Source organism: Pseudomonas sp. NFACC14, assembly GCF_900106885.1.
GTDB classification, from domain to species: domain Bacteria; phylum Pseudomonadota; class Gammaproteobacteria; order Pseudomonadales; family Pseudomonadaceae; genus Aquipseudomonas; species Aquipseudomonas fluorescens_AA.
Genome location: NZ_FNOA01000006.1, coordinates 18,100 through 40,079, shown reverse-complemented (window position 1 = coordinate 40,079; position 21,980 = coordinate 18,100). Strand labels below are relative to the sequence as shown.

Sequence of the window (21,980 nt, the reverse complement as noted above, 5' to 3'; positions counted from 1 at the left end):
ATGACCACGGCTGCCGACCGGACGTCGCGAAGCCGACTGCATCCGTGATGCCCTCAGTGGGAATCCGAATCCCACAACCAGTCCCACAATCCCGGCAAATGGACGGGCTCTGCACTGTGATCGACCGTCCGGGCCAAGGCCGCTCGCTCCAATGCCTGGTGGTCATCGTAGAACGGCCTGGGGGCGGTCCTCATGCCCGTCGCCTTGGCGCTATCGAGCAGGATCTGCAGGTATTCGCGGGCATGTCGGGCGGTATAACGATTGATGTCGTGAAAAGTCACCACCACCGGGATGACCCCATCCACCGCTGGCAGTTGCCCGGCGGCGATGCGCTCGCGCACCTCGGAGAGTTGTCGGGTCAGGTTGATCCGCCGCCGCGGGCTCATCGTGATGCCCCAGACCTTGCCGTCATTGGCGCTCAGGTCGGTCAACAAGATGTGCAGGCCGTGTTGCCGGTAGGCCGCTGCGGTACGCCTGTCGAAACTCCAGAAAGGTGGCCTGACCAGGGACGGTGCCGCGCCGGTCATGGCGGCGATATCACTCCCGCCGCGGGTGAGCGATTGCTCCAGCTCATCAGGGCTCAGGAACCGATGATTGGTGTGCCAGTAGGTCGCCGTATGGAAACCCAGCACATGGCCTTCCTGCTGCTGGCGACGCATCACTGAGCGGCCGATATCACTGCCGCCGGCCCGCGGCCCGCGGGTCTGCAGAAAAAACACCGCCTTGATGCCAGGCTGCACCGGGTTGTCTGCAAGTGCGTCCAGCACCTCCAGGCTAGGGTTCCAGATAGACGATGCACTGGGTCCATCGTCGAATGTCAGCAGGAAACGGATCGGGGGTTGTTCGAGCAGGCGTTGTTCGGTTTGCGGCGTCAGTTCGATGGGGGCACCAATGCAGCCCGATAAACCGATGGCGAGGGCTGCAATGGACAGGACCCTGGCGATTTTTTTCATGTTTTGCCTTTAGTTGATGCCGCGTTGCTTCGCCTTTGATCCCTGGCCGACGGTGTTGAAGCCCACCTTGGAGAAGGGTAACCGGGTTTGGTTCCTTGCAGTGAACAATGGCTGTTCGCAAAATTGTTGTCGCCCCGCGCTTGAGCTTGAGCGGTATTAATTTGACCGTCTGGAAATTCGATGGAATTTTCCCAATGCCTTTGCATCCATCCGTATAGAACTATATTAGGGAGGATTTATGGGCGGGCCATCGCTTTACATCATTGACTACATACTCCATGGCGAACCCAAGTCATTCATTATTCGCGCAGAAGTGATGAATAACTCCGAGGCTTGGCATTGGGCCAGTTGCGACGCGGGAGTCGGGCGTATACCGAAATTCGGCAGGGAGAAGGTCAAGCGGGTTTCCAAGCCCCTGGCGGAAAAATACGGCATTACCGATGTACGCTGGCGGGCGAGCGTCGCGCCGACCTGGGTCAAGGAGTCCGGCTGAAATAACGTGTACCGTTCCGGCGCGCCGGTTGTCTGGCCGGGCGCCGGATTCTTCGACAGATCCGAAATAACTCAACTACGCTTAGACCACAGCATGGCCCGCCCCTGGCGGGTTTCGTGCTGCCTCATCAACCCTGAATGGAGGTGTGACATGTCCGAAAAAGAGTCCATCACCACCCTGCTCACCCTGCTGGAATCACGTCAGGCCAGGCTCACGGCAGCCTGCAAGGAAATCGCCGATTGGGTCGACCACCAAGGTGGGCACCCTACCGCGGTGCGTATCCGCGACCGGCTCGCGGACATCGACAAAGACGCTCCATCGATCCAGAGCGCGCTGACGTCACTCAAGCCCGCTGAGCCACCGCTGCCCAAGTTTCGCTGACACGCTACGTCAGGGGTTTCCCTCGAGTTCTACCGGTTGGAAAACTGATGGAACGCGGCCATTTTTTGCGCCTCGAAATGGATAGTCACCGGTGCAAAAGCCGCAGAGGGAAAATCACATGAATGCCAGAATCCTGCTATTGATCGCTTGTGCGAGCCCCGCCGCCGTCATGGCCCAAGGCTGCGACGTCATCACCCACTCCCAGAGCCAGTCGGTCCCGGTGATCGAAAGCCATAGCTGCTACGAATACAAAGGCATGCCCGCCGAAACCCTGGATTGGTCTTGCAGCAATGAAAGCAAGGGAACGCTCAGCACCCAAAAGCGTAAAGTCGAGCGTTGTGCCGAAGGATATGTGGCGACCTGCCAGGCCAGGCTGACCCAGGAAGCGCTGGCCAACCCGCGCTCAACCAGTAAAGACAAGCACGGAGGATCGGCCAACCTTCCCGACAACGCCAAAGTGAATTGGTATTACTACGATGTCGAGCAGCTACAGCAGGCCCAGGAAGACTGCGAAAGCACCGGCGGCGAGTGGAAAAGACAGTGACAGGCCGGGTACGTGCGGCGCAACTTGTTCGTTCCTAGCCCTTGCTGTGCTCCGGTGACGACGGCCCCTCCTTGATGCCACGGGGCCCGGCTACGCCCCAGATGACCAGCCCCAACACCGGCAGGATGATCAGCAGCAGCGCCCAGCCGGCCTTGGTCCCGGCCGACTTGTCGCTTCGAAAGACACTGACGATCGCCCATAGATCCACGAGTAGCAAAAGCACCGCGACAGCGATCCAGAAGTAACTGGCTAACTCAGACATGGCCTAATCCTCTTGTCGGTTTAAGGATTAGGCACAGCCGTTCAGGCACCGTTCAAAGAATTTCGCCCATGGCGCGTGCGGCAGCTACCCCCGCTCATTCAGATAAGCGACCCACCGCTCATAGGCTTCATGTTGACGCTGAACCGCCTCATCCCAAGTCGCTCCGCTCATTTGATGGACGCATATGAGCTGCATCATTTCCGCTGTGGCCGCATCGAGCTCCACCAGGAGCTGATGGGATTTGATTTTGAAGTCTTCAACGGTGGTCATTTGTCTTTCTCCCCTACGGGGCAGGCTATTGCACCCAACATGGATTCATTTTTTTGGAGCTGATTCAATTTGAGGCGATAGCCGGTCGAAAGCCTGGCGCTGACGGTAGGGAGATCGACGGGAGCGATGACAGACTCAAATGAACCCAGCCTTTTCAACCCTGTCGTGGTCTTACGGATAGGACCCTGGAAATCGATATTTGAACGAGCAGCTAATGCCATGCTCAAATATTGCAGATATATTTCAGTTTAATGACAGTCACGGATCGAACACCATCATGAAAATTCGAGCGACCGTCATCTGCGAAGACAATCGCCACGTCCTGCTGGTCCGCAAAGCCAATAGCCGCTGGACGCTTCCCGGCGGTACCGTCGAACGGGGAGAAACCCGTGAGGGCGCAGCCATCCGGGAACTGGCGGAAGAAACTGGCCTGGACGTCGAGAACCTGCTCTACCTGATGCGCATCAATGATGGGCAAACCGAGCACCACGTGTTCGAAGCGTCCGTCAGCGACTCGGCGGCGGCCCGGCCACAGAATGAAATCAGCGATTGTCTCTGGCACCCGCTGGATGCCATTGCCCAACTGCAAATGAAAAAAGGCACGCGGGATATTCTCGAGGCGTTTCGCCGGCGGTTGTGATGAGCCGGTACAAGCGGGAAACCGAAACGAACAAGGGTTTGCATTAGCTTTCGCTCGCAAACCCTTGATTTTAGATGGTGCCCGAAGCCGGAATCGAACCGGCACGCCCTTACGAGCGGGGGATTTTAAGTCCCATGCGTCTACCAGTTTCGCCATTCGGGCGGTAGCGCGGTGAGCCATGGGAACGTCGGCAAATCCAATGGCCGAAGTCCTGGCTGGTGCAACAAGAGGGGGAATATATACATCCCTCCCCTGTGAAGCAAGGTCGCTTATGCCCTTTTCAAGACAAAACCTTTCAATGCTTCGAAAATAAAAAAGCTCCGTAAATCATAGATCTACAGAGCTTTTTAAAAGTGGAGGCCGAAGTCGGAATCGAACCGGCGTAGGTGGATTTGCAATCCACTGCATAACCATTTTGCTATTCGGCCTCAAGACGCTCGATGCGATGCAGCCACATCAATCGCAGTACAAACCTGATCAGGAAACAAGCCACTTACTCAGCGCTATCTCCTTGAAAACATTGAGATTTTTTACGTCCCAGTGCGTTCGATGGGCGCAATTATGTACTCATTTGCCTAGGCTGACAACCCCTTGATTTCAAAAAAAATTCGTCGAACGATCAGCTTTTCCCTTCCCTGGTCAAACCAACCAGCGAATCCCGGACCGCCCTGGCAAACGCTTGCAGCGCCATGATTCGCCTCATCGGAAAGCTCGCACGTCGACGGAACAACCGCACCTCCCCTTGGCTCATTCCTTATGTCGCCCCTGGAGAATGAGGAAACCATCATGTCTGAACGACCCAAACTGGTTGCGAGCCGGGCAGCGGTGCCGACCCCGTCGCATCCCAATCTCGGCACACCGGAGCGTGCGGTGTCTTTGCTGGCCGGCACGCTGTTGATCGCCAATGGACTGCGCCAGGGCGGGCTCCAGGGTTGGCCGCAAGTGCTGTTGGGGGCCTGTGCCGCCTGGCGCGGTTATTCAGGCACGTGCAGGATCAAGCGCGCGCTGACCCACACTCCTTTCGAACAAGCTTTCGAACAGGATCGAGACTGGGACGGCAGCAAGGTGATCTCTCGTAGCATTACCGTGGGTAAACCAAGGGAAGCGGTCTTCGCGTTCTGTCGCAATCCGGGCAACCTCGGTGCACTGGTACCCTGGGTCGATGCAATCGAACAGACCGGTGAACGCACCTACCGCTGGATCGCCCACGGGCCGATGGATAAGACCCTGCATTGCGACATTGAACAGGACGAACCCAAGGACGGCCGCAAGCTGCATTGGACGGCCGCTCCGGATACACGATTCAAGCATGACATCCAGATGCACTTCAGTGATGCACCGGCCGGTCGAGGCACGCAGCTCAAGGTTATCGTCGCCTGCCAGACGCTCCCCAGTGCTGCGGGATATGCCCTGGCAGCCGCTCTTTCGAAGTTTTCGGACAAAGCCTTGTTGCACCTGCTGCGCAGCATCAAGCAACAACTGGAAACCGGTGAGGTGGCCACCCATCGAATGCACGTCCCTGGCACCAAGGATTTCTTGTTCGTCCACCCGGCCACCGATACCCCTCAAACACCGACCCACCAGCCGTCCACTGGAGGTAATGCCTGATGCGCGCATTGACTTGGCAAGGTCCGAACAAGCTACAAGTTGAAACCGTCGATGACCCGTCCATTATCAATCCCCGCGACGCTATCGTCCGGGTGAAAATGTCGTCGGTGTGTGGGTCAGACCTGCATCTGCTGGGAGGCTACGTACCAACTATGCAGGCCGGCGACATCATTGGCCATGAATTCATGGGTGAAGTCGTGGAGATCGGTTCAGCCGTCAGCTCATTGCGCAAAGGCGACCGGGTCGTCACGGTTTCGATCCTGGGTTGCGGCGAGTGTGAACATTGCAGGCGCTCGGATTTTTCCTGCTGCGACAACTCCAACCCCAATCCCAGCGCCACGGATCTCGCCTACGGCCAACCGGCATGCGGGATTATCGGCTACAGCCATGCGTTTGGCGGCTATGCCGGCAGCCATGCGACCTATATTCGCGTGCCGTTTGCCGACGTCAACCTGTTCAAGATTCCCGACGGCATCCGCGACGAGCAGGCGGTATTCGTCTCCGACGCGGTGCCCACCGGTTATTTCGCCGCCGATAACGCCAATATCCAAAAGGGCGATACCGTGGCGGTATGGGGGTGCGGCGGGGTCGGGTTGATGGCGATGTCCAGTGCCTATTTGCTGGGGGCCGAACGGGTGATTGCCATCGACCGCCTGCCTGATCGCTTGCAACTGGCCGAAGAAAAGACCGGCGCCATCGCCCTCAACTATGAAACCACGGACGTGCATGCCGCCTTGCTGGAGCTCACCGGCGGCCGGGGCCCGGATCGCTGCATCGACTGTGTGGGCATGGAGGCCCATGGTACAGAGATCGACTATCTCTACGACAAGACCAAGCAAATGCTGCGCCTGCACACCGAACGCGGGACGGTGCTGCGCCAGTCGATCCGAGCCTGTCGCAAAGGCGGCACGGTCTCGGTGGTCGGCGTCTATGGCGGTCTGCTGGACAAATTTCCCATGGGGGCCATCGTCAATAAAGCCTTGACCTTGCGCTCCGGCCAACAGCCCGGACAGCGTTACGTGGAACGATTGTTCGAACACATCCAGAAAGGTGAACTGGACCCCTCCTATCTGCTGACTCATCCAATGGGGCTCGAACAGTCGGTGGAAGGTTATGCAATGTTCAAGGAGAAGACAGGGAATTGTGTCCGGGCAGTGTTCCGGCCAGAGTGATTGCAGTGTCTGCAGGGCTGTGCACTCGCCAGCAGTCGCAGCCCTGCACCATTATGGGTAACATACCGGCCTTCCCGCAGCCCTTCTGCGACCTGCCAAATAAGCCCATTCCATGCCTTTCGAACTCAGCGTTGACCTCACTACCCTCGCTATCCTTGCCGTTGTCGCTTTCATTGCCGGCTTCATCGATGCCATCGCCGGTGGCGGTGGACTGCTGACCACGCCGGCGCTGCTGACCGCAGGCCTGCCACCTCACCTGGTCCTGGGGACCAATAAACTCAGCTCGACCTTCGGCTCGGCGACGGCCAGCTTCACCTTCTACAAGCGCAAGCTGTTCCACCCGAGGCAATGGACCCACGCCCTCGTCGGCACACTGGTCGGCGCCCTGACCGGTGCCATCGTCGCCCATTACCTGCCTGCCGAGTGGCTGAACAAGATGCTGCCGGTGATCGTCTTCGCCTGCGGCCTGTACCTGTTGTTTGGCGGCACGCCCAAGGCACCGCTGGACAGCGATGCGCCGATCAAGAAGACATGGCAATCGTCCCAGGGTTTCAGCCTGGGTTTCTATGACGGCGTGGCCGGGCCCGGTACCGGTGCGTTCTGGACGGTCAGCAGCCTGCTGCTCTACCCCATCGACCTGGTGAAGGCCAGCGGCGTGGCGCGCAGCATGAATTTCGTCAGCAACATCGCGGCGTTGTCGGTGTTCGTCTTTTCCGGACAGGTGGACTGGGTCATCGGCCTGAGCATGGGCCTGTCGGTGATGATCGGCGCATTCTTCGGCGCTCGCACCGCCATCAGCGGCGGCGCGAAGTTCATCCGACCGGTGTTCATCACCGTGGTGCTGGGCTTGACCGTGCGCCTAGCCTGGCAGCACTGGTTCAGCGTGGCCTAAGCGCCGCGCCACATAAAGGTCGATCAGGTAGCGGGCGATCGAGCGCGAGGCCGGCAACGGTGGCAGGTCGTGGACGTTGAACCATTGGGCGTCCTCGATTTCATCTTCCTGGGGCACGATGTCGCCGCCGGCATATTCAGCGTGAAAACCGAGCATCATCGAATGGGGGAACGGCCAGCACTGGCTACCCATGTACTGGATGTTCTTCACTTCGATACTGACTTCTTCACGCACCTCCCGCACCAGGCAATCCTCGGCCGACTCGCCAGGCTCGGCAAACCCCGCCAGGGTGCTGTAGACGCCCGTGACGAAACGCGGCGAACGGGCCAGCAGGACTTCATCGCCGCGGGTAATCAACACGATCATGCTCGGTGAAATCCGCGGGTAATGACGCAGGTCACAGGCGTCGCAATACATGGCCCGCTCCAACGGAATCTGGCTCATGCGCTTGCCGCAACTGCCACAGAAACGATGCTCCCGGGCCCAGGTGCCGATCTGCGCCGCATAGCCCAACACCTTGTACAGCGTGTGGTCGCCCTCGAGCATGAACGCCCGCAGGCCTGTCCAGTTGCAGCCAGGAATCTCCAGCGGGCTGTGCAACTCCAACAGGTAGACCGGCTCGCCATCCAGGTGACCGATGCCGTGTTCGGCGAGAATCGACAGGTCTTGGCGCTTGAGCCACTCGCGGGGGAACAGCGCGCCGTTGTCGTCGAACAGAAAGCCTTCCGGGCTACGGGCCACGGCCCAGCCGCCAGGAAGATCGGTATCGAGTACTGCGGTGGTCCAGCGTGAAGTCATGGTCAGTCAATCCAGAAATTCGGGTTTCTGTTTGCTCATATGGGCGGCCATGGCCACGCGCAGGTCGGTCGATTGCAGCATGGCGGCGTTCCAGGTGGCGACGTATTCCAGGCCGTCGTCGATGCTGTGGTCGCGCATGTAGCTGATCATTGCCTTGGTGCCGGTCACGGCGATCGGCGACTTGGCGGCGATTTCCCGGGCAATGCCCAGCACGCCGTCGAGCAGGCTGGCGGTGTCGCTGTACAGGCGATTGACCAAGCCGATGCTGCGCGCTTCTTCGGCACCGAAGGTGCGCCCCGTATAAGCGAGTTCACGCAGCATGCCGTCCCCGATGATCCGGGGCAAGCGTTGCAATGTGCCAACATCGGCAGCCATGCCGATATCGATTTCCTTGATGGAGAACTGGGCGTCCTCGGCGGCATAACGCATGTCGCACGCGGCGATCAGGTCGATGGCACCGCCCAGGCAATAGCCTTGAATGGCCGCGAGCACCGGCTTGCGGCAATTGTCCACGGCGTTGAACGAGGCTTGCAGTTGCAGGATCTTGCGCCGCAACAGGCGCGCATTGCGTCCCACGTCCTTGCCCAGCTCGTTGGCCACACCGGCCAGCATCATCAGGTCGATGCCAGAGGAAAAATGCTTGCCGGCACCGCTGAGCACCACCACCCGCGCCTCATCGGTGTCATCGATCCATTGGAAGATCTCGATGATCTCGCGCCAGAAATCAACGTTCATCGCATTGATCTTTTCCGGGCGATTGATCTGCACATGGGCGATGTTGTCGGCAAGTTCGACGTTGAACGCTTGGTATTTCGACATGGCAGTGATCCTTTACCGGCTGAAAAGAGGCCTGAACTATACCAAGCCATCGCGACAGGACGTAGGCAGTGCATCGGCCAAAAGCGGGACTTACAGCGCGAGAATCCCCCCCTGTGGGAGCGAGCTTGCTCGCGATAGCGGTGGGTCAGCTTGCAGCGATGGCGAATGTACTGCCGTCATCGCGAGCAAGCTCGCTCCCACAGGAGTTTTCAATGGACACACCCCCCTTTGAATTACCCGCGGCTACTCGCCCGCCTGTAACTGCCCATCCCAACCACCGCCCAACGCCGCAATCAGTTGCACGCTGGCAATCAAGCGGCTCTGTTGCAGGCTCAGCATGCTGCGCTCGTTGCTCAATGCGGTGGCCTGGACGGTGACCACGTCGAGGTAGGCAATCAATCCGGCCCGGTATTGGTTCTGCGTCAGGCGCAGGGATTCCCGAGCGGCGTCCAGGGCTTCCTGGCGTACACGGGCTTCGTCTTCCAGCACCTTGAGCTGGATCATGTAGTTTTCCACCTCGCGCAAGCCATCGAGCACGGTCTGGCGATAGGTGGCGACGGTCTGGTCATACGCCGCGACGGTGCGGTCGACTTCCGCCGATCGCTGGCCGCCATCGAACAGTGTCATTGCCAGTTGCGGCCCTACCGACCAGAAGCGGTTCGGCACGCTCACCCAGTTGTCGTAGGTACTGCTGCTGTAGCCGCCGCTGAGGCTCAGGGTCAGGTCCGGGTAATACGCGGCCTTGGCGACGCCGATGTTGGCATTGGCGGCCATCACCGAGCGCTCTGCCGAAGCGATGTCCGGCCGGCGCTCGAGCAGTTGCGAGGGTAGCGCCACCGGGATCTGCGGCAGTGCTGGGATGTCCTGGACCTCGGCCAGGTTGAACTCCGCCGGCGGCAGGCCGATGAGCACGGCGATGGCGTTTTCGAACTGGGCCCGCTGCCAGATCAGGTCGATCAGGTCGCCCTGGGTGGTCTTGAGCTGGTTTTGCGCCTGGGCCACCGCGTCCTTGCCGGAGACCCCGGCACGGTACTGGTTTTCGGTCATCTTCAGCGAGCGCTGATAGTTGTCGACGGTGGTTTGCAACAAACGCTTCTGTTCATCGATCACCCGCAACTGCAAGTAGTTCTGCACCAGTTCCGATTGCTGGCTCAGGCGCATCGCCGCCAGGTCGGCGAAACTGGCTTGCGCGCTCGCCTCGTCGGCTTCCAGGGTGCGGCGCAACTTGCCCCACACGTCCGCCTCCCAGCTGACGCCGGCCTGGGCGTTGTAGGTGTCGCGAATGCCGCTGGACGAACTGCTCAGGCTCGAACTGCTGCTGCCGGTGCCCTGGCTGGAGCGCGTCTTGCCGACGGTCAGGTCCACGGTGGGGAAAAACGCGCCACGAGCATTGCGCACCAGTGCCCGGGCCTGCCGGTACTGGGCTTCGGCCTGGGCTACGGTCTGGTTGGAGGCGTTGAGCTTGTCCACCAGACCGTTGAGTTGCGTATCACCGTAGAGCTCCCACCAGGCGCCCCGGGCCAGGGCATCGCTGGGGTTGGCCTGGCGCCAGCCCTGGGCCTCCTTGTACTGCACCGGGGCCGCTGCCGCGGGGCGCTGGTAATCCGGGCCGACGGCGCAGGCGCTGAGCATCGCCATGCACAGCACCAGGCTCAGCACCCGCGAGCCACGGGCGGTCGCCAGCGTCGCGGCAAGATTGAAAGGCGAACGGTCGGTCATAGCGGAGTTTCCAGGGCAGCATCAGTGCGCACGCCACGCCAGCGGTTGAAGCGATGGCGCAGCTTGTCGAGATAAAGGTAAACCACCGGCGTGGTATAGAGCGTCAGCACCTGGCTGAACACCAGCCCGCCGATGATGGTCAGGCCTAGCGGCTGGCGCATTTCCGCGCCTTCGGCGGCGCCGAGCAGCAGCGGCAAGGCACCCAGGATCGCCGCCAGCGTGGTCATCAGGATTGGCCGCAATCGCAGCAGGCAAGCGCTGCGGATCGACTCCAGCGGCGTCTGCCCGGCACGTTCCAGTTGCAGCGCCAGATCGATCATCAGGATGGCGTTTTTCTTCACCACGCCGATCAGCAGGAACAGTCCCAACAGCGAGATCAGGCTGAACTCGCTGCCCAGTGCGTAGATCGACAACAAGGCGCCGACCCCGGCCGATGGCAAGGTGGACAGGATGGTCAGCGGATGAATATAGCTTTCATACAGCACGCCCAGCACCAGGTACACCGCCAGCAACGCGCCGAGGATCATGAACGGCTGGCTCTTCTGGGTGGCGGCGAATGCGTCGGCGGTACCGGCCATTTTCGCGATGACATCCTCGGGCATCCCGAGCTTGGCAATCGCCCGCTCGATAGCCGCGGTGCCCTGCTCCACCGTGACGCCTTCGGCCATGTCGAAGGAAATGCCCTCGGAAGCGAACTGGCCTTCATGGCTGACACGGTCGTCCTCCAGGCTGTTCTCGTAATGGGCAATGGCCGACAGTGGCACCCGCGCGCCGTCGGCGGTGATCACTTGGACCTGCTCGAGGGTGCTCGGGTCCTGGGCATACTTGGGATTGACCTCCATCACCACCTGGTACTGGTTGAGGCTGTCGTAGATGGTGGAAATCTGCCGCTGGCTGTAGGCGTTGTTGAGCACCGCGGTGACCATGTCCATGTCGATGCCCAGGCGCTTGGCCTGGTCGCGGTCCACCACCAGCGTCACCTGCTGCGCCCCGCCACCGTCGCGGGCGTCGATGGCGGTCAGCTCCGGCAAGGCCCGGAAGGCGGCCACGACCTTGGGGTACCAGGTGCGCAGCGTCGCCAGGTCGGCGCTTTGCAGGATGTAGGAATACTGCGAAGTGGTCTGCTCGCGACCGCCACCGAATTGCAGGTCCTGGTCGGCCATCAGCATCAATTGGCCGCCGGGCACCTTGGGCATTTCCTTGCGCAGGCGCTCGATGACTTTCTGTGCGGAAATCCCCCGCTCCTTGATTGGCTTGAGGCGCACCAGCATGAAGGCGTTGTTGGTGCCGTTGTTGCCGCCGATGAAACCGGCGACGCTTTGCACTGCCTCGTCCTTGAGCACGGCACGGCGGAAGATTTCCATTTTCGGCTGCATCACATTGAACGACAGCCCGTCGTCGCCACGCACGAAACCGATCAGTTGGCCGGTGTCCTGCTGTGGCATGAAGGTTTTCGGCACCACCACATACAACGCGACGTTCACGCCAATGGTCACCAGCAGGCTGAGCAAGGTCAGGCGCCGATGGCGCAGCACCCAGTCCAGGCTGGTGGCGTAACCACGGACCATCCGCTCATTGAGCCCCAGGCTCCAGCGCTGCAAGCGGTTTTCCTGCCCCGGTACGTGAGGCTTGAGCCAGCGGGCGCAGAGCATCGGCGTGAGCGTCAGCGAGACCACCAGCGAAACCACGATGGAGGCCGCCAGGGTGATGGAGAATTCGCGGAACAGGCTCTCGATGATGCCGCCCATGAACAGGATCGACAGGAATACCGCCACCAGCGAGACGTTCATAGACAGCAACGTAAAGCCGACTTCTTCGGCGCCCAGATAGGCGGCTTTCATCGGTGGCACGCCTTCGTCGATGTGCCGGGAAATGTTCTCCAGCACCACGATGGCGTCATCCACCACCAACCCGGTCGCCAGGATCAACGCCATCAGTGACAGGTTGTTCAAGGAGAAACCGTACAGGTACATCACCGCAAACGTGCCCACCAGCGACACCGGTACCGCCAGGGTCGGGATCAGCGAGGCGCGGAAGTTGCCGAGGAACAGGAACACGACCAGCACCACCAGGGCCACGGCGATCAGCAAGGTCATTTCCGCTTCATGCAGGGTGGCCTTGATCACCGGCGAACGGTCCATCGCCAGGTTCAACTTGACGCTGGCCGGCAGCACCGCCTGCAACGCCGGCAGTTGCGCCTTGATCTCGTTGACCGTCTCGATGATGTTGGCCCCGGCCTGGCGGTTGATCACCAGCAACACGGCGGCATCGTTGTTGAAGAAACCGCTGTTGTAGCGATCCTCGACGCTGTCGGTGACTTTCGCCACGTCCTTGAGCCGCAGGACCGAGCCGTCCTGGTAGCGGATGATCAGCGTTTCGTAGTCCTTGGCCTTCTCCAACTGGTCGTTGGCCTGGACCTGCCACATGCGCCGGTCGTCCTCCACCGAACCCTTCGGCCGGCGTACGTTGCTGTCGGCGATGGCGGTGCGCACATCGTCCAGGGCCACGCCGTACTGATTGAGCAACTGTGGCTCCAGTTCGATGCGCACCGCTGGCAACGAGCTGCCGCCGATCTGCACCTCGCCGACGCCCGACACCTGGGACAGGCTCTGGGACAGGATGGTGGACGCCAGGTCGTAGAGCTGGCCTTTTTCCAATACATCCGAGGTCAGCGACAGCACCATGATCGGCGCCTGGGACGGGTTGACCTTCTTGTAGGTAGGCATGCTGCGCATGCCACTGGGCAACAGGTTGCGCGACGCATTGATGGCCGCCTGCACTTCCCGGGCGGCGCCGTTGATGTCACGGTCCAGGTCGAATTGCAGGATGACCCGCGTAGAACCCTGGCTGGAGCGGCTGCTCATGGTGTTGACCCCGGCGATCGCGCCGAAGGAACGTTCCAGGGGCGTTGCCACTGTCGAAGCCATCACCTCGGGGCTGGCTCCTGGCAGGTTGGCCTGGACCACGATGACCGGGAAATCCATTTGCGGCAGCGGCGAAACCGGCAGCAGGCCGAAACACACGCCACCGAGCAACATGATGGCGAAACTCAGGAGCATGGTCGCTACGGGGCGGCGGATGAAGGGGCCGGAAAGGTTCATCGGCCAGCGCTCCGGGCTTCAGACCAAAGACCGAAAGGAATGACCGGGCTCTTGTGGCGAGGGGATTTATCCCCGCTGGGCTGCGCAGCGGCCCCTTTTGTGAGCGCTGCGCACTCAAGCGGGGATAAATCCCCTCGCCACAAAAAGCGCACTTGCCCCGAGTTCCGCGGCGCAGGGTCCAGCCGGAAGCTCCCGACCGTCATACCCGCACCTCTTTCCCTTCCGGCCTGGCAAACCGGCGGCCCAGGCGATCGAAGTACAGGTAGATCACCGGCGTGGTGAACAAGGTCAGGACCTGGCTCACCAACAATCCACCCACCATCACCAAGCCCAGGGGCTGGCGCAATTCGGCACCGGAACCGGTGGCGAACATCAGCGGTATGGCACCGAACAACGCCGCCAGGGTGGTCATCAGGATCGGGCGGAAGCGCAGCAACGCCGCCTGGTAGATCGCCGTCTGAGGGTCCATGCCCTGGTTGCGTTCAGCGTCGAGGGCGAAGTCGATCATCATGATCGCGTTCTTCTTGACGATGCCGATCAGCAGGATGATGCCGATGATCGCGATCATGCCCAGGTCATTGCCGCTGAGGATCAACGCCAGCAAGGCGCCGATGGCCGCCGAGGGCAAGGTGGAAAGGATGGTGATCGGGTGGATGTAGCTTTCGTACAGCACACCCAGGACAATGTACATGGTCACCACCGCCGCCAGGATCAGCAGCAAGGTACTCGACAACGATGCCTGGAACGCCTGGGCCGCGCCTTGGAACTCGGTCTGCACGCCCACCGGCATGCCGATGTCCCGCTGGACCTTTTCGATCACCTCCACCCCATGCCCGAGGGCCACGCCCGGGGCGAGGTTGAACGACATCATCACCGCCGGAAACTGGCCGATGTGGGCAATCGCCAATTGCGCCTGGCGCTCTTCGACCCGGGCCAGGCTCGACAAGCGCACCTGCCCGCCGTCGGTGGTCTTGACGTGGATCTGCTCCAGCGCCTGCGGTCCGATCCGCTCCCCGGCCTGGGCCTGCAACACCACGCGGTACTGGCTGGCCTGGGTGTAGATGGTGGAGATCTGCCGCTGGCCGAAGGCGTCATACAGCGCATCGGTGATGTTCGACACCGAGACGCCCAGGCGTGACGCCGCGTCGCGGTCGATCACCAAATAGACCTGCAAGCCCTTGTCCTGCAGGTCGCTGGCCACGTCGGTCAGTTCCGGCTGGCGGCCCAGGGCCTCGACCAGGCGCCCGCTCCAGAGGCTGAGCAATTCGGCGTCCGGCGATGACAGGCTGAATTGGTACTGGGTCCGGCTGACCCGGTCTTCGATGGTCAGGTCCTGCACCGGCTGCATGAACAGGCGAATGCCCACCAGTCGATCCAGTTGTGGCTGCAAGCGGGCAATGATCTCGGTGGCGCTGTCATCCCGTTCGCTGTGGGGCTTGAGGTTGATCAGCAGGCGACCGCTGTTGAGCGTAGCGTTGTCGCCATCCACGCCGATGTAGGACGACAGGCTCTGCACCGCCGGGTCGGCGAGGATCACCTTGGCCAACTGCTGCTGGCGCTCGCTCATGGCGGCAAAGGAGATCGATTGCGGCGCCTCGGAAATACCCTGGATCACCCCGGTGTCCTGCACCGGGAAAAAGCCCTTGGGCACGGCCAGGTACAGCACCACCGTCAGCACCAGGCTGCCCACCGCCACCAGCAGGGTCAGTGGCTGATGCTTGAGCACCCACTGCAACTTGCGCCCGTAGGCGGCGATCAACCAGTCGATCCAGGCGCCGCTGGCACGGTAGAAACGGCCCTGCTCTGCTTCCTTGGGCTCGCGCTTGAGCAAGCGGGCGCACATCATTGGCGTCAGGGTCAGGGACACCACCAGGGAAATCAGGATCGCCACCGCCAGGGTGATGGCGAACTCGCGGAACAAGCGCCCGACCACATCGGCCATGAACAGCAACGGGATCAGCACGGCAATCAACGACAAGGTCAGGGAAATCAGCGTGAAACCGATCTGCTTCGCGCCCTTGAGCGCAGCCTGCAACGGGCTGTCGCCCTCCTCGATGAAGCGGGCGATGTTCTCCAGCATGACGATGGCGTCGTCCACCACGAAACCGGTGGCGATGGTCAGGGCCATCAGGGTCAGGTTATTGATGGAGAAACCGGCCAGGTACATCACGCCGAAGGTGCCGATCAACGACAACGGCACGGCCACCGACGGGATGATCGTGGCACTGACGCGACGCAGGAACAGGAACGTCACCATGACCACCAGGGCGATGGCGATCAGCAACTCATGCTGCACGTCGGTGACCGAGGCGCGGATGGTCTGGGTGCGGTCGGTCAGCACGGTGACGTCCAGGCCGGCCGGCAGGTTATCGGTGATGCTCGGCAGCAGGGCCTTGATCCGGTCCACCACCTCGATGACATTGGCCCCCGGCTGTCGCTGGATGTTCAGCAGCACGGCCTGGTTTTCGTTGGCCCAGGCGGCAAGGCGTTCGTTTTCGGCCCCGTCGACGATCTGTGCCACGTCCTTGAGCCGCAACGGCGCGCCATTGGCGTAGGCCAGGATCAGCTCGGCGTAGTCCTTGGGCGAGGTCAACTGGTCGTTGGCATCGAGCATCGAGACCCGGGTCGGGCCGTCGAAGTTACCCTTGGGCTGATTGACGTTGGAAGCACCGATCAGCGTGCGCACATCCGCCAGGTTCAGGCCGTTGGCCGCCAGGGCCTCGGGGTTGACCTTGATTCGCACGGCCTGGCGCTGGCCACCGGCGATGGTGACCATGCCGACGCCGCTGATCTGGGCGATTTTCTGCGCCATGCGGGTGTCCACCAAGTCATTGAGCTTGGGCAGCAGCATGGTCTTGGAGGTGATCGCCAGGGTCAGCACCGGGGTGTCGGCCGGATTGACCTTGTTGTACACCGGCGGGGCCGGCAGGTCCTTGGGCAGCAAATTGGTGGCCGCATTGATCGCGGCCTGCACCTGCTGCTCGGCGACATCCATGTTGATGTCCAGGTTGAAGCGCAGGGTGATCACCGACGCGCCGCCGGAACTGGTGGAGGCCATTTGCGTCAGGCCCGGCATCTGCCCGAACTGCCGCTCGAGGGGCGCGGTGACCGCACTGGTCATCACATCGGGACTGGCGCCCGGGTACAGGGTCATCACGCGGATGGTCGGGTAGTCGACCTGGGGCAATGCCGACACCGGCAGCAACCGGTAGGCAATCAGGCCGGCGAGGATGATCGCCAGCATGCTCAGGGTGGTGGCGACCGGGCGAAGAATGAACAGCCGCGAGAGATTCATGCGCCGCCCTTGTTCGCCTTGTCGGCCTCAGCCGACCCAGGCACCGCCGCAGACTTGCCCTGCAAGTGCTCGGTCGGCGTGGTGGGCACCTCCTGGCTGTCGTTGACCACCTCCACTTCGCTGCCTTCCTTCAGGCGATCGGTGCCTTCGAGCACCACCCGGTCGCCAGCGGCCAGGCCTTCGGTGACCACGGTGTTCGTGCCGTCGCTGGCCCCGATCTTCAGCTTCTTGATGGTGACCTTCTTGTCCCCCTCCAGGGCGTAGACGAAAGTGCCGTTGGTGCCGAATTGAATAGCCGCCGTCGGCGCCAGGACCACGCCTTTGAGGGTGTCGGCCAGCAGGTGGACGTTGACGAACTGATTGGGGAACAGCGACTGGTCGCGGTTCTCGTAGCGCGCCTTGAACTTCAAGGTGCCGGTGGCGACATCGATCTGGTTGTCCAGGCTTTGCAATACGCCACTGGCCTGGCGCTTCACATCGCCCCGGTCCCAGGCTTCGACGGGCAGCTTCGCCCCGCTGCGATAACGGGCGAGCACGGTGTCGAGGTTGTTCTCCGGCAAGGTGAACACGACACTGATGGGTTGAGTCTGGGTAATGACCGCCAGGGCCGTGGTGTCGTTGGCCGACACCAGGTTGCCGATGTCCAGTTGCCTCAAGCCCACGCGGCCGGTAATCGGCGCGCGGATCCTGGTGAATTCCAGGTTGAGCTTGGCGTCGTTGACCGCCGCCTGGTTGGTCTTGACCGTGCCCTGGTACTGGCCCACCAAGGCCGCGGCGGTGTCGAGGGTCTGCTTGGCAATACTGTCTTCGGCGTACAGGCCGCGATACCGCTCAAGGTCGACCTGGGCATTTTTCAGTTGGGCCTGGTTCTGCAACAGCGTGCCTTCGGCCTGGAGCAAGGCGTTCTGGTACGGCCGTGGGTCGATCTCGGCCAGCAAGTCCCCAGCCTTGACCATTTGTCCCTCTTCGAAGGCGATCTTGACCAGTTCGCCACCCACGCGGCTACGCACGTTGATGGTGTTGAGGGCCGTGACCGTACCCAGCGCCTTGAAGTACAGCGGGAAATCCCCGGTCACCGCCGGCGCCACCCGCACCGGGATCGGCCCCGTCGCCCCACCGAACCCCGGCCGCATGCCGCCCGAGCGTCCTACGTGCCCCGTCGCGGCCTTGTCCCCCGCCCCCGGCTTCTGGGCCGAACCACCGGGCCAGAACTTCCAGGCCAGCGCCGCGACGACCAACAGGACGAACAGGCCGAACAGGCCGAACAGCCAGCGACGGGAATTGCGGGAAACAGACGATTGCATGGAGTGATCAACCATTGGGCGCGTGGACTTCTTTTACGGGAGGCTGAACGATAAGCACTGGCGGGTATTTAGCAAAGCGCCTTTACCGGCAATTTACGTTGGGCTTACCTTTCGAATAGTCGGCTAAAGCCTTGAAGCACAAAAGAAAACGGCCTGGACAGGGCCAGACCGTTAACAATTGTAATAAATACCTTATTTCATTCCACTTATTTCAGAACAGCCAGGGCCGCGTCGTAGTTCGGCTCTTCGGCGATTTCCTTGACCAGCTCGCTGTGCAGCACGGTGTCGTTTTCGTCCAGCACGACCACGGCACGGGCGGTCAGGCCTTTCAATGGACCGTCGGCAATCGCCACGCCGTAGTCCTGGATGAACTCGGCACCGCGCAGCGTGGACAGGTTCTGGACGTTTTCCAGGCCTTCGGCACCGCAGAAGCGCGCCTGGGCAAATGGCAGGTCGGCGGAGATGCACAGCACCACGGTGTTGTTCAGTTCGTTGGCCTGAGCATTGAATTTGCGCACGGAGGTGGCGCAGGTCGGCGTGTCGACGCTTGGGAAAATGTTCAGCACTTTGCGCTTGCCGGCGAAGTCCTTCAGGGAAACGTCCGACAGATTGCCGGCGACCAGGGAAAAGGCTGGTGCCTTGGAACCGGCTTGTGGCAACTGACCGTTGACTTGGACCGGGTTGCCTTTGAGGGTGACTTGAGCCATGAACGGATTCCTTCTGACAGTTTGAAAATGGTGAGGCCGGAGTTAACCACGAAATGCTCGCGCGACCTATGGGCGGACATAAAAAGACGTGGCGTCGACACCCCGGCGACGGTAAGGGTTATTTGGCCTTGAGCTGTAGAAACGACTGATGCAAGTCCGACGCCCAGCCATCGATGACCCCTTTGACATCATCGGGCTTCATGACCTGGGATTCGTTGGACAGTGGCTTGCCCGTGCCCTTGCGCACCACCTGGGCGACCACCGCGTTGTTGCCACCGTCGAGAAAAGCCGCTTCGGTGCCCAAGGTGGTTTCCTGGTCGCGAATACCGCTGGCAGTGCTGACAGCGGCCGCCACCAGCGCAATCGGGACCACCTCATACGGTTTCAAGCCTTCGGTCTTGCTACTGACAGCCGTGATCGCCGCCCGTATCACCAATACACCCGGTCCTGGGACGGTCGCCAGGGGCAAGGACTTACCCGCCTCCCGCATGAGGGCCTGATCGTAATACGCGGTGATGCCCGACAGCGTGGCCTGGGGGATCCTCACGGTCGGCTGCGGCTTGGGGTAAAGCTGCGTCGGCTCGATATAGAGGCTGGTGTACTTGCTCAGATCGATCTTCGGATCGACCCAACGCATGACCTCGGCCCCCGACGGCGACTTCTCTTCCTTGAGCCGGCTGTAATCCCCCAGGAACCCGGAATATTCATCCGGCTGGGTGACTTTGCTCGAACAACCCGCCAAGGCAAGCGAGGCTATGCAGATGCTGCCAATCATTGACGCGAACTTCATGCTGTCACTCCTGTAAGCCACACGAGGCGGGGCCGGAACTACAGGTATAGCCAATGGGCAGTTTTTTGCCTGCCCTGAAAAGAACAAGTGATTCAGCCGCGCTCGCGGGGTATCAGGCTCTGCAATTGTTGGGCGAGGAAGTTTGCATCGAAGGCAAACGTGTCGGGGTCCTTCAACCCATTGGTACGGCGCCATTGCCATTGCGTCGATGGCGGCTGGCACACCAGGGAAATGCTGCCGTGACGGGTCGCGGCCAGGCCGATGATCGACAAAGAAACCAAGCCGCCCCCCCCCATCACATCCGGCACGAACTCTACCGGTTTACCGGTAATGGCCAAGGTCAGTTTTTCGGTCTTGAAAGCGGATGTTTCTACCGGAACGTTCGATCCGTGGGCCACATACGCCTCACGGTTCAGCTCCAACAAGCCGAGCGCCATGACCGGCGCCAGCCATTGCTCGATTTGCCCGTACAGCGCCTTGATCTGTTGCGCCCAAACCGCCGACTGGGCCTGGTGCAGTTGTTTCTTGTGCGCTTCGCTGTCGGCGTAGTGACGAAGCATCTCGCCCAGTTGCTGTACATCGTCCATGGGCCGTTCCTCGGTTAGGGAGTGCTGCGAAGCTGGATGATGACAGGTCCAAGACGCCGGTGTACGTAAAAGCCACTTCACCTGCGTGGCTGATCCTTCAGCGCAGCCGCGCCATGGCGAGGGTGTCCGCCGGCATTGATGTCGAATGAACCACCGCTATCGCGAGCAGGCTCGCTCCCACATGGGTTTCGAGTGACTGCGAGGTCTGGGGGCACTGACGATTTACTGTGGGAACGAGCTTGCTCGCGATGAGGCCCTTTCAGCCGGCATTGATGTCGAATGAACCACCGCTATCGCGAGCAGGCTCGCTCCCACATGGGTTTCGAGTGACTGCGAGGTCTGGGGGCACTGACGATTTACTGTGGGAGCGAGCTTGCTCGCGATGAGGCCCTTTCAGCCGGCATTGATGTCGAATGAACGACCGCTATCGCGAGCGGGCTCGCTCCCACATGGGTGTTACTTCCTGTTTCGGTCAGGCCTGGAACCAATCCCGCCGCTCATCCAGCGTGTGGTGGATCAGTTCACGCAGCATCTGCACTTCCGGCGAGCCTTCGGCCTGGGCATTGACGGCCATCCACAAGTGCCGTTGCATCGACAGGCCGAACACTTGCGGCAATGCCACCAGGCCTCGGTCGAAGCGGCTCATGTACTGCGGCAACAGGCCGATGCAGGCGCTGCAGCGAATCATTTCCAGCATCAGTTCGTAGGATTGCACCTGCACCACGCCGGCCCGGCGTTGGTCTATCAAGGCGTTCCACGGTGCGAAGCCGTCCACGTGTCGGTCCGCCTGCCATTGCACCAGCATGTAGTCGTTCAGGTCGTCCAGGCAGTCCGGGCGCGTGGCCGGGCGTGAGTAGCGCTTGGCGATGTGCGGCACATAGTCCAGCCGCGCCAGTCGATCCGCGGGCAATGTGGCGAAACTCGGCCCCGGCCCCAATGTGTGGGCATCGCTCAACCACAGCACCAGGTCGGCGCTGACGGCTTGCAGCGCCAGGTCACTGTCCAGGGTGATGATCTGCAGTCGCACGCTGGCGTTGCGTCGCAGCAATGAAATCAGGTCACGGCCCAGGATGTCATGCAGTATCGACTCGGCCACGGCCAGGCGAACCAAGGGTTGATCGTTCAGGGGCGGCGCGCTTTCGTGGGCCAGGCTGATCAAGCGCGCCTGTAACTGCCGGCCCTCGCGGCTGAGGGTCAAGGCGCTGCCCTGAAAGCTGAACAGCGAACGCTGCAGGCGCGCCTCCAATTGCGCCAACTGCTTGCGCAGCCAGGTCGCCTTGACGTTGAGGCTGCGGGCCGCTTGCATGAAGCAGCCGCAACGGGCACTGACCAGGAAGCACTGCGCCACCTGCGGCTCGATACCACCGGCCATGGCCAGCCACGGGTCGGGTGCACGCAACGGTGTGCGGTATGCGATGACAGCCTGGCGTCCTGCGGGCTCGATGAAGGTCATGGGTGACTCCCTGTCGGTTGTACGAAGTGGCGAGGGGATTTATCCCCGTGGGTCGCGAAGCGGCCCCCCTTGGCTTGAACTCCATCAGGTCTGACACTGAGGGATATTGATAGGGGCTGCTACGCAGCTCAACGGGGATAAATCCCCTCGCCACAAATTAATCCTCTTGCCACAAAGGTGTTCACATCAAAC

The 21,980-nt window shown here is 61.4% G+C and carries 20 protein-coding genes and 2 tRNA genes; 7 read left to right on the top strand and 15 right to left on the bottom strand.

All coding sequences use genetic code 11. The annotated features are described in order from the left end of the window. Positions 1-53: 53 nt before the first annotated feature. Positions 54-953, bottom strand: a complete 900-nt coding sequence (locus BLU85_RS11740) for a polysaccharide deacetylase family protein (protein WP_092199411.1) — start codon at positions 951-953, stop codon at positions 54-56. 238 nt (positions 954-1,191) lie between these two features. On the opposite strand from BLU85_RS11740, the gene BLU85_RS11735 reads away from it, so the two are divergent. The 3 genes from BLU85_RS11735 to BLU85_RS11725 all read left to right on the top strand — a co-directional run bounded on the left by BLU85_RS11735 (position 1,192) and on the right by BLU85_RS11725 (position 2,371). Then, a complete protein-coding gene (locus tag BLU85_RS11735) occupies positions 1,192-1,446 on the top strand; it encodes a DUF6555 family protein (RefSeq protein ID WP_060742222.1) in 255 nt (84 codons plus the stop codon). A gap of 150 nt (positions 1,447-1,596) precedes the next feature. Further along, positions 1,597-1,827, top strand: coding sequence for a hypothetical protein (locus BLU85_RS11730; protein WP_092199408.1), 231 nt, complete (start codon positions 1,597-1,599; stop codon positions 1,825-1,827). 118 nt (positions 1,828-1,945) lie between these two features. Then, a complete protein-coding gene (locus BLU85_RS11725) occupies positions 1,946-2,371 on the top strand; it encodes a hypothetical protein (protein ID WP_092199405.1) in 426 nt (141 codons plus the stop codon). 34 nt (positions 2,372-2,405) lie between these two features. Here the strand turns inward: BLU85_RS11725 and BLU85_RS11720 are convergent, their stop codons facing one another. Both BLU85_RS11720 and BLU85_RS11715 read right to left on the bottom strand, forming a co-directional pair. Then, the gene (locus BLU85_RS11720) at positions 2,406-2,633 is read right to left on the bottom strand and encodes a PLD nuclease N-terminal domain-containing protein (protein ID WP_042731642.1); all 228 of its coding nucleotides are present in this window, start codon (positions 2,631-2,633) and stop codon (positions 2,406-2,408) included. 84 nt (positions 2,634-2,717) lie between these two features. Beyond that, positions 2,718-2,903: a hypothetical protein gene (locus tag BLU85_RS11715; protein ID WP_092199402.1), complete on the bottom strand. Its 186-nt coding sequence runs from the start codon at positions 2,901-2,903 to the stop codon at positions 2,718-2,720. A 277-nt stretch (positions 2,904-3,180) separates the two neighbouring features. On the opposite strand from BLU85_RS11715, the gene BLU85_RS11710 reads away from it, so the two are divergent. Next, a complete protein-coding gene (locus tag BLU85_RS11710; protein ID WP_092199399.1) occupies positions 3,181-3,543 on the top strand; it encodes an NUDIX hydrolase in 363 nt (120 codons plus the stop codon). A gap of 75 nt (positions 3,544-3,618) precedes the next feature. On the opposite strand, the gene BLU85_RS11705 is transcribed toward BLU85_RS11710, so the two are convergent. Further along, positions 3,619-3,705, bottom strand: a tRNA-Leu gene (locus BLU85_RS11705). A 192-nt stretch (positions 3,706-3,897) separates the two neighbouring features. Continuing rightward, positions 3,898-3,971, bottom strand: a tRNA-Cys gene (locus BLU85_RS11700). Positions 3,972-4,329: 358 nt separating this feature from the next. Here BLU85_RS11700 and BLU85_RS11695 point away from each other — a divergent pair. The 3 genes from BLU85_RS11695 (at position 4,330) to BLU85_RS11685 (ending at position 7,215) form a co-directional block, all read left to right on the top strand. Next, positions 4,330-5,151 (top strand): SRPBCC family protein, encoded by an 822-nt coding sequence (locus tag BLU85_RS11695; protein ID WP_170847572.1) that lies wholly within the window; start codon positions 4,330-4,332, stop codon positions 5,149-5,151. Continuing rightward, complete coding sequence (locus tag BLU85_RS11690) at positions 5,151-6,323, top strand: zinc-dependent alcohol dehydrogenase (RefSeq protein WP_092199393.1); 1,173 nt, start codon at positions 5,151-5,153, stop codon at positions 6,321-6,323. The genes BLU85_RS11695 and BLU85_RS11690 overlap by 1 nt, the downstream gene beginning before the upstream one ends. A 112-nt stretch (positions 6,324-6,435) precedes the next feature. Further along, the gene (locus tag BLU85_RS11685) at positions 6,436-7,215 is read left to right on the top strand and encodes a TSUP family transporter (RefSeq protein ID WP_092164354.1); all 780 of its coding nucleotides are present in this window, start codon (positions 6,436-6,438) and stop codon (positions 7,213-7,215) included. Here the strand turns inward: BLU85_RS11685 and nudC are convergent. The 10 genes from nudC to BLU85_RS11630 form a co-directional block, all read right to left on the bottom strand. After that, positions 7,183-8,013 carry an NAD(+) diphosphatase gene (nudC, locus tag BLU85_RS11680; RefSeq protein WP_092199390.1) on the bottom strand — a complete coding sequence of 277 codons (831 nt, stop codon included), beginning with the start codon at positions 8,011-8,013 and terminating at the stop codon, positions 7,183-7,185. The genes BLU85_RS11685 and nudC overlap by 33 nt on opposite strands. Positions 8,014-8,019: 6 nt before the next feature. Then, positions 8,020-8,832 carry a crotonase/enoyl-CoA hydratase family protein gene (locus BLU85_RS11675; protein ID WP_092199387.1) on the bottom strand — a complete coding sequence of 271 codons (813 nt, stop codon included), beginning with the start codon at positions 8,830-8,832 and terminating at the stop codon, positions 8,020-8,022. Positions 8,833-9,075: 243 nt separating this feature from the next. Next, on the bottom strand, positions 9,076-10,551 hold the full coding sequence (locus BLU85_RS11665; protein ID WP_092199381.1) for an efflux transporter outer membrane subunit: 1,476 nt from the start codon (positions 10,549-10,551) through the stop codon (positions 9,076-9,078). After that, positions 10,548-13,652 (bottom strand): efflux RND transporter permease subunit, encoded by a 3,105-nt coding sequence (locus BLU85_RS11660; RefSeq protein ID WP_092199378.1) that lies wholly within the window; start codon positions 13,650-13,652, stop codon positions 10,548-10,550. Before BLU85_RS11660 ends, BLU85_RS11665 begins: the two co-directional genes overlap by 4 nt. 199 nt (positions 13,653-13,851) lie before the next feature. After that, positions 13,852-16,947: an MdtB/MuxB family multidrug efflux RND transporter permease subunit gene (locus tag BLU85_RS11655; RefSeq protein ID WP_092199375.1), complete on the bottom strand. Its 3,096-nt coding sequence runs from the start codon at positions 16,945-16,947 to the stop codon at positions 13,852-13,854. Beyond that, a complete protein-coding gene (locus BLU85_RS11650; RefSeq protein ID WP_092199372.1) occupies positions 16,944-18,266 on the bottom strand; it encodes an MdtA/MuxA family multidrug efflux RND transporter periplasmic adaptor subunit in 1,323 nt (440 codons plus the stop codon). The genes BLU85_RS11655 and BLU85_RS11650 overlap by 4 nt, the downstream gene beginning before the upstream one ends. 191 nt (positions 18,267-18,457) lie before the next feature. Then, entirely contained in the window at positions 18,458-18,958 is a 501-nt protein-coding gene (tpx, locus tag BLU85_RS11645) for a thiol peroxidase (protein ID WP_018602018.1), read from the bottom strand. A gap of 118 nt (positions 18,959-19,076) precedes the next feature. Beyond that, entirely contained in the window at positions 19,077-19,748 is a 672-nt protein-coding gene (locus BLU85_RS11640) for a DUF3313 domain-containing protein (RefSeq protein ID WP_092199369.1), read from the bottom strand. Between the two features lie 92 nt (positions 19,749-19,840). Further along, on the bottom strand, positions 19,841-20,335 hold the full coding sequence (locus tag BLU85_RS11635; protein WP_092199366.1) for a hypothetical protein: 495 nt from the start codon (positions 20,333-20,335) through the stop codon (positions 19,841-19,843). Positions 20,336-20,807: 472 nt separating this feature from the next. Continuing rightward, positions 20,808-21,788, bottom strand: a complete 981-nt coding sequence (locus BLU85_RS11630; protein WP_092199363.1) for a LysR family transcriptional regulator — start codon at positions 21,786-21,788, stop codon at positions 20,808-20,810. Positions 21,789-21,980: the final 192 nt, after the last annotated feature.